The 6203-nt window shown below is 36.3% G+C and carries 3 protein-coding genes; 1 reads left to right on the top strand and 2 read right to left on the bottom strand.

The window, feature by feature from the left end; genetic code table 11:
* A partial coding sequence (locus B5X64_RS22190; RefSeq protein WP_185120022.1) for a fibronectin type III domain-containing protein occupies positions 1–2588 on the bottom strand: 2588 nt, incomplete at its 3' end.
* Between the two features lie 353 nt (positions 2589–2941).
* Here B5X64_RS22190 and B5X64_RS22185 point away from each other — a divergent pair.
* On the top strand, positions 2942–4519 hold the full coding sequence (locus tag B5X64_RS22185; protein ID WP_079467297.1) for a GMC oxidoreductase: 1578 nt from the start codon (positions 2942–2944) through the stop codon (positions 4517–4519).
* Between the two features lie 105 nt (positions 4520–4624).
* On the opposite strand, the gene B5X64_RS22180 is transcribed toward B5X64_RS22185, so the two are convergent.
* Positions 4625–6082: a serine hydrolase domain-containing protein gene (locus B5X64_RS22180; RefSeq protein WP_079467296.1), complete on the bottom strand. Its 1458-nt coding sequence runs from the start codon at positions 6080–6082 to the stop codon at positions 4625–4627.
* Positions 6083–6203: the final 121 nt, after the last annotated feature.

Genomic DNA, 6203 nt, shown 5'->3' with positions numbered 1-6203 from the left:
CAAGTTACTAAAGCAGATGTTGGAGTAATACTAGTCACTGTAACGTTTGGAGGAGTAGGATCACATTTGGTTTTAAATTCATTATGTGAGAATACACCTACATTGGTTGTATTACAAACTGCTGCAACCTCCACTTCATAATCAGTGAATGGTAATAAGTTTTGAGGGAAAGTATAAGTACCTGCTGTTACAGTAATAGGACCAGTGTTTGGCAACCAAGCACTACCCGTACCTAAAGGTCTGTATCTAATTTGATAAGTAGCGCCCCCGGGATCTAGAGGCCAAGTAAGAGTTGCTGAATTATGTGTAATAGAAGCAGGTACTACTGTCACCACAGGAGTTGCATTACTACAAACTCTTAGCAAAATATTATCAATTGCAGCAGGTGGCTGAGTTCCACCGCCACCGTCATTTCTCCATTCAAAAACTAAACGCATTACAGTGCCTGCATATGCAGCTAAATTTAAGTTTGTATTAGAAAAAGTTTGCCAAGTGCCTTGAAGTTGGTATTGCCCAACTTGTACTCTATTTGTACCCGCAGTTATTTGAGTTCCGGCTACAGGCATAACAGTAGATGGCAACAACCAAACTCTTAAATAATCCCAATTGTTTTCTCCTTGAGACTTCCAGTCAAAAGAGAAAGATGCGATTGTAGTTCCTGCTGGAATCATAATATCTCTAAATGCTTGTACTGTAGTTGCAGTGTGAGAATATGCATTCGTTGCACCGTTATCATTAGATATATATAATGATTGAGCTGTGTTTCCTGTAGCTGTACCACGTACCCATTTATTTGTCTGCGTACCGTTTAGCAATGCTAAATCATTACCTCCTGTAAAGTTTTGACTATAAGGAAGTGTCGCAGGGATTTGTGTCGTTGTAAAGCTTGGTCCAGCAATCCAGATGCTTGCATCTGTTGTGCTACATCTTGCTCTTACCCACCAATAATACATTGTATTAGGAACCAATCCTGTTAAAGGAACTGATGTTGCAGTAGTTGTTCCTGTTGGAGGTGTTGTGGCAATTGGAGGTGTGGGATTTGTTGATAAATAATACTGATATCCTATCGCAGGTGGCGGTACAGTTGCTGTCCAGCTTATGGTGGCTGTAGCCGAAGTTATAGCAGCTACAGTTGGTGCAGTAGGCAATTTACAGGTAGGAATAAGGAAGTTTACATTATCAATAGCACCTGCAGGCGGAGTACCTATACTTCCGTCATTTCTCCACTCAAAAACAAGACGTACAGTAGCTCCTGAGAAAGTTGCTAAGTTTACGTTTGTATTTAGGTAAGTTTGCCATGTAGTTTGTGCATTTAAATTTCCTCCGATTTGAATCCTTCCTGCACCTGCCGTAATTTGAGCGCCCGCAGTTGGCGTAAAAGAAGAAGGCACAAGCCAGATTCTTAAGTAATCACAACATGCTTCTCCCATTGCAAGCCAATCAAATGATAAAAGTGCAGGTGATGCAGCAGTTGTTCCTGCCGGTACTGCAATATCTCTGTAAGCCTGAACAACACTTAACGAATTGACGTTATAGCTATTCGTTACTCCATTGTCATCAGAGATGTAAATAGAGCTAGGAGTATTTCCTGCAGCATTCCCATAAACCCATTTGTTCGTTTGTGATCCGTTTACAAAACCGAAATCATTTAAGGTTGAGAAATTTTGGCTGTAAGGTAGTGTAGCGGGAATTTGCGTAGTTGAAAATCCTCCCCCTGCAGTCCAGATACTAGAATCTGTTGCACTGCAAACTGCACGAACCCAAAAATAATAAGTGGTACTTGGTGATAGTGTATTTAAAGTAACAGAAGTTCCGGTACTTGTACCCGTAGGTGTAGTTGTATTGGTAGGAGGTGTAGAACTTGTGGAAATATAATACTGATATCCGTTGGCAGGAGCAGGGGTAATACCTGTCCAAGAAATAGTTGCATTAGTTGTTGTTATAGTGTTTACAACTAAAGCAGTGGGTGCACTACAAGTAGGGATCAACATATTAATGTTGTCAATTCCCCCTGCAGGAGAAGCTCCTACACTTCCATCATTTCTCCATTCAAAAACAAGACGCACGTTAGCTCCTGCAAAAGTTGCCAAGTTGATGTTGGTATTGGTGTAAGTTTGCCAAGTGGTTTGTGCATTTAGATTAGCTCCTAATTGAATTCTACCTGCGCCTGCTGTAATTTGCGTTCCTGGTGTAGGTGTAAAAGTAGTAGGGACTAGCCAAATTCTAAGATAATCACAGCAGGCTTCCCCCATCGCTCTCCAGTCAAATGATAATGTTGCTGGTGAAAAAGCGGTGGTACCTGCTGGAACTACAATATCTCTATATGCCTGAACAACGCTCAAAGACGTATTAGTATAATTGTTTGTAGTACCGTTGTCATTGGAAATGTAAATAGAATTTCCCGCATTACCTGCAGCTGAACCATAAGCCCATTTATTGACCTGGGTTCCATTCAGCAAGGTAAAGTCATTGCTCGTGTTAAAATCTTGAGTGTAAGGTAAAGTTGTAGCTTGCGCATGAAGCAGCGGTATAAAACCAAAATTAATAAAACACAAAAGAAGTAATAAAGAAGTAAAGGTTTTAATCATATATTAAATTATTTATTATTAACAAAATTAGTTATTTTTTTTATGAAATCTCAATTTACTAACATAAATATAATGAATGAATTATTTTTTGTAAATTAATATTATGAAAATGGTAATTTTGTTCTCGATATTCTATTTTTTGATACCAAAAAGTGAATTATATGTTTTTTTTGTATAGATTATACTAATTTTTTTTGTTGAAAAAATAAAATGATTTGAAATCAATAATGCTTGAAAATGATTCGACTTTAACAACAGTTTTCTCAGAGTGGTCTTGATTTTGCAAAAAGAAGTAATGATTGAAGATACAACTAACTTCCTTTTAACATTATGATAAATCAAAAGCCCATTTTATGAACCGTAAAGAATTTCTCAGACATTCACTTTTAGGAGTTGGAGCATTATATTTTACAAGCTTTTCATCAGTTTTATTCGGAAAAGAAAACGAAGCGAGATTCGAAACAGAAAATTTAGAAATTGAAAATGTTATTATTGGCTCCGGTTACGGTGGAGCTGTTGCTGCTTTGCGTTTGGCAGAATCCGGACATGAAGTAACAATTCTTGAAATGGGTCTTAATTGGGAAAAGTCTGGTGAAAAATTTTCTCCTATGATTAGTCCCGGAAAATCTGCAGCTTGGCTGAGAACTAAAACGATTGCCCCATTTTTTAATATTTTCAATACCAAAAAATATACAGGAACGCTTGATCGATGGGATTTTAGCAATATCAAAATATGGATGGGAAGAGGAGTTGGAGGCGGATCTCTTGTTAACGGAGGAATGGCCGTCTTGCCCAAGAAAGATTATTTCGGCGAAGTATTTCCAGAACTGAATACTGAAGAGTTTTATAAAAAATATTTTCCATTGGCTGAAAAAGAACTGGAAGTGAATTCAGCGGATGAAAGTTTTCTAGAAAACTGCAGTTTTTATAAATTCAATAAAGTCGGCGAACAAGAAGCTCATAAAGCTGGGTTTAAAACGGTGCGTGTTCCGAATGTTTATGATTTTAAATATATGGAAGATGAATATGAAAATAAAGTTCCTCGTTCGGCTTTGGCTGGTGAAGTGATTTACGGAAACAATTACGGTAAAAAATCTTTAGACAAAACCTATCTTAAAAAAGCTCAGGAAACAGGTAAAGTTCATATTCATGATCTGCATAAAGTTGAAAGTATAGCAAAAGGTTCAGATAATACCTATGTCTTAGAAGTGATTCAGACAAATACCTTGGGTGAGACGGTTGCAAAAAAGAAGATTGTTTGTAAAAAACTGTTTTTATGCGCCGGTACAATGGGAACTTTAGAATTGCTTTTAAAATCATCAAATGATAACAAATTGACTTTAAATTCTGAAGTAGGACAAAACTGGGGCAATAATGGAAATTTCATGACCGGCAGGAATTTTGTCAAAACATTTTCCGGTGGAACTGGTGTAAACCATTCTACGATTCCTGTAGGTGGAATTGATAATTGGGATGATAAGGAACACCCATTTTTTTCGGAAATTGCACCGCTTCCAATGGGAATGGATGTAGCAACTTCACTTTATTTAATGATTAATCCGGTGCCCAAAAAAGGGTCTGTGTTCTTTAATCCAATTTCTAAAAAAATAGATTTACAGTGGTCTGCAGAGAATGTGGCGCTCGCAAGAACAAATGCCGAATATTTTATAAAAAAAATGAATAAAGTAAACGGAGGAACAAGAGCGCATTTGCTTTTCAATAATGGTTTTGGTGCCGATATTTGTTATCATCCATTGGGTGGTGCGGTATTGGGAAAGGCAACAGATATGATGGGTAGACTTAGAGGATCTGAAAACCTTTACATCATTGATGGATCTTTAATTCCAGGAACGATTGGCGTTAATCCGTTTTTAACGATTACTGCGTTGGCGGAATATTGTATAGAGCATATTATTTCTGAAGATTATTGATATAATTTAATTATAAGGCGATTGCTGTTTAAAACTTAGAAAATATTTATAACTAAAACGGATGTTTATCACTGTAAACATCCGTTTTTTTATTTCTATTAAAGGTTAATTTGTTTTATTAATCATTTGAGTTGTGGCTGTTAAACCATCTCTTTTTAGAGTAACAGAACTTGGTTTTCCATCTTTGAAATCGAATTTTAAAAGGTTTGGATAATCTGTTATTTCGAATAATCCATTTTTTAGATACACCAACTCGTTATCATTTTTTCCTTTAAAATGTTCCAAAATCTCAGATTCTACGTAAAGACGATTGTTTTTTTCTACTATTTTGGTTTCCATTCCTTGTCCGTAAAGAAAATCATCATAGGTTCCGATGAGTTGTTTTTTTAGACTTGCGGGTATTTCCTGAGTTTTTTCATTGTGGAAATTGCCATTCCAGTTCATTAGTGAAAGAATTTTTCTTTGCGTTGCTCCCATCACAGGAAAACGATTTGGTTTTTCACCATTGGCAAGAAAGGCAAAGCCGTTTCCATCTTTCATGGTACCCATCACATTTCCGCCAACTCCGGTGTTTGAGCCATTGCAGGCAAACCAATCATAATTATTGTATCCAAAAGATTTTTGCCAACCGTAACTCCATCCGCTAACTGCATTTTTTAAAGCGGTTACTTCTGTCATTTTTTTTGCTACATTGTGAGAAATTACTTTGTTGTTTTTATTGCGCAAAGCATTTTGCATCTCAATAGCAATTTTAGCCAAATCAGTTGGGGTAGACCATAATCCTGATGCTCCAACTTGTGGCGTAATCGGCAACCCGGTTTTTATAACTTTTCCGTCTTTGTTGTGAACTGATGCAACATTTTTTAGAAATCCTTTTTCATTTGGTTGAATCATTGTTGTATTTTTTAATCCAAGCGGAGAAAAGATGTATTCTTTTGCAAGCTCTGCAATCGGTTTATTGAAAGTATCTTCCAATGCCATTTGAATAATTGTATAACCACCACCACTGTATTGCCAATTGGTTCCCGGCTCAAAAGAAAACTCAATTTCCTTATCGTATCTCGGGATTTTTCCTAAAAGACTTTCTTTTATCGTTGGGATTTTTTCGCCTTCATAATGGTCTTCGAAACCACTTTGGGTAGTTCCTGAGGTGTGATTCAGAAATTGTTTCCAAGTCGGAGCATTGTTTTCTGTGAATTTACTTTTGGGTAAATGCCATCTTTTCAAAGATTTGTCAATCGGTTCATTTAGATTAATTAAACCTTTTTCTTCTAAAATAAAACAAAGAAGCGCAGTGATTGGTTTGGAAATAGATGCTGTAGAAAATGCTGTATTTTCATCTATCTTTTCTGGAGAATTTGCCGACTTCTGACCAAATTGTTTAGAGTACACAATCTTATAATTTTCAAAAACAACCACACTAAATCCGGGAAGTTTGTACTTTTCTAATTGTTCTTCAATTTTCAAACTGTTGGTAAGAAAACTGTAATCTTTTTTCTGAGCAAAAACCTGAAAGCTTGCAAAGAATAATAGAAAAAAGCTGATGTAAGAAATTGTTTTCATTGTATCGTTATTTAAGGTTTGATAAATATGTCTAGTCCTGAAATAGCGATACACAAAAAGAATCGTTATGAAAGAACCATTAAAAACGCTTTATGTAAAGCGCACTCAGAAAGATTACAGT

Source organism: Chryseobacterium balustinum, assembly GCF_900168205.1.
GTDB classification, from domain to species: Bacteria; Bacteroidota; Bacteroidia; order Flavobacteriales; family Weeksellaceae; genus Chryseobacterium; species Chryseobacterium balustinum.
Note: the sequence above shows the minus strand (reverse complement) of the source record. Positions and strands in the feature narration are given on the sequence as shown.

What these genes read in the sequence shown, in the direction of transcription:
- B5X64_RS22185 (WP_079467297.1), top strand. Translation starts at nt 2,942, where the DNA reads ATGAACCGTAAAGAATTTCTCAGACATTCACTTTTAGGAGTTGGAGCA.
- B5X64_RS22180 (WP_079467296.1), bottom strand. Translation starts at nt 6,082, where the DNA reads ATGAAAACAATTTCTTACATCAGCTTTTTTCTATTATTCTTTGCAAGC.